2 protein-coding genes are annotated in these 1,689 nt (G+C 32.3%); both read left to right on the forward strand.

Annotated features, from left to right (window positions below; all coding sequences use genetic code 11):
* Nucleotides 1–665, forward strand: a 665-nt coding sequence (locus AC30RD_RS07200) for an AMP-binding enzyme (RefSeq protein WP_489493743.1), incomplete at its 5' end; no start/stop codon positions are given.
* Between the two features lie 90 nt (nucleotides 666–755).
* A partial coding sequence (locus tag AC30RD_RS07205; protein WP_489493744.1) for a TonB-dependent receptor plug domain-containing protein occupies nucleotides 756–1,689 on the forward strand: 934 nt, incomplete at its 3' end.

Genomic DNA, 1,689 nt, shown 5'->3' on the forward strand with positions numbered 1-1,689 from the left:
AACCTGGATCTGCAACATTCCCGCTTCCTGGAATTTTTGCTGAAATTATCGATATTGAAGGAAACAAAAAAGCACCAAACGAAAAAGGGTATCTTTGTATAACTAAACCTTGGCCGAGTATGATAAGAACTATTTGGGGGGATCCTGATAGATTTGTAAAAAGCTATTTTTCAACTTGTAAAAAAGATGGAAAACCGGTATATTTTAGCGGCGATGGGGCGATATATGACGAAGATGGATATATTTGGATAACCGGTAGGATGGATGATGTTATAAATGTCAGCGGCCATAGACTAGGAACTGCTGAAATTGAAGCGGCAATCGCTCATCATCCAAGAGTGGCAGAGTGTGCGGTTGTTGGAAAACCTCATGATGTAAAAGGCGAGAGCGTTTTTGCGTTTGTGGTTTTAAAAGAGGATGAGGGAATTGCGGATGAGATGGAGTTAATAAAAGAGATAAATCAAGTTATAACAAAAGATATCGGACCTCTTGCAAAAGCAGATGAGATAGCCTTTGTTCCTGGACTTCCAAAGACAAGAAGCGGAAAAATCATGAGAAGGATACTAAGAGCTATAGCTAAAAATGAAGAGATAAAACAAGATACTTCAACTTTAGAAGACCCTTCAGTTGTAGAAAAAATTATCAATATCGTAAAAAACGCCTAAAGCCCCTTTTGGGTTTTAGGCCTTATAAACTTCATTTAATCAATACTATCGTAAAATTTAAAAAAGCACATCTTCATTATTGGGAAATTAATGAAAAAATTTATTATTTTTTTTGTTATATCTATTTTTCTTTTTGCAAACGAAGATATTGAAAAGGAGTTTTTAAAAACTTTAAACGAAGTTAGCGAAATCGCTACGGCAAAAAAACTCAATCTTGAAAAAACTCCAGCAACCGTCACCGTTATAAGAAGAGATTTCATTGAAAAAAGCGGGGCAAAAACCTTAATAGATATAATAAAATTTATCCCGGGTATCGAGATCTCAAAATCGAGCAGCGGAAAAACACAGATAATTGTTAGAGGCATAAAAAGTGACTATAGAGATAAAATAAAACTTTTAATAAACGGGGCTGACGTAACGAACAATCTTTATTCAAATCAGTTTTATTATTACAATTTTCCGGCTTCTTTAATCAAAAGGGTAGAATTTACCAAATCACCCGATTCTATACTTTATGGAAGCAACGCTTTTTTAGGGGTTATAAATATAATAACTTTTGAAGAAGGCGATGAAAATCTTTTTACTTTATATAAAAGCGATAAAAATTATGATCAAATCTCTTTTTTTCAAAAATTTGATATTAACGAATTTTATCTTTTGATGGACGGATATTATAGCTCTTCCAAACCCTTTTTAAAATCTCCCCAAACGGTAAAAATCGATCTATGGCAACACAACTACTCAGTTTTTAGAGAGGAAACTTCAGCTAATACTTTAGAAAAAAATATTGGATTTGGCGTTACTTTAAAAAAAGAGGCTCATAAACTATCATATAGATACCAATCTTATAAAAAAGGAGATTTTTTTGGAATTTCCAGGGTAACTCCATATAAAGATGATAAAAAAGTAGATTTAACTCATCAGTTTTTAATTTATAATTATGAAAATTTTATCAAACACAATATAAAAATCGAAACAAATATTGGCTTAAAACAGTATATATGGGATGGGGAGTTTAGAGTTT

The organism is Nitrosophilus sp. (genome assembly GCF_982775275.1).